1 rRNA gene is annotated in these 529 nt (G+C 46.5%); it reads right to left on the reverse strand.

Annotated elements, in window-relative coordinates:
- Positions 1-71 (reverse strand): 16S ribosomal RNA (locus AC1DVE_RS31210); the annotation flags it as partial.
- Between the last annotated feature and the right edge of the window lie 458 nt (positions 72-529).

Raw genomic sequence — 529 nt, forward strand, 5'->3', positions numbered from 1 at the left:
ATCCGCTCGACTTGCATGTGTTAGGCCTGCCGCCAGCGTTCAATCTGAGCCATGATCAAACTCTTCAGTTCAAACATCTTTGGGTTTTGAGAAAACCCTAAACTTGGCTCAGCAATCGTTGGTTACATCTTTGATTTCTCGCGGAGTAACTTGTGATGCTGATAATCTGTTGACTAGCAGTCTGACTCCACAAGCACCCACACGAATTGCTTGATTCAGTTGTTAAAGAGCGGTTGGTTAAGATCTTTCGTCTCAACCGAGGCGCGCATTCTACAGCAGCCTCATTTGCTGTCAAGTGGTATTTTTCAGAAGTTTTCCAAGTTTCCTTTGTAACTTCAACCACTTGCGCTTCAGATCTCTCGTCAGCGGGAGGCGAATTCTACAGCGTTACACGCTGCTGTCAACACCTCTTTTTCAACTTCGTTTTGGCTTCGATGACCTGAAGCAACCTGCTGCCGAAAACTGCGTAACTCTTTGTTTACCAAGGAGTTTTCCGTTTCGACTGCGCCGGAAGTGGGGCGAATTATAG

The sequence above is a fragment of the Pseudomonas sp. P4_B4 genome (assembly GCF_056402255.1).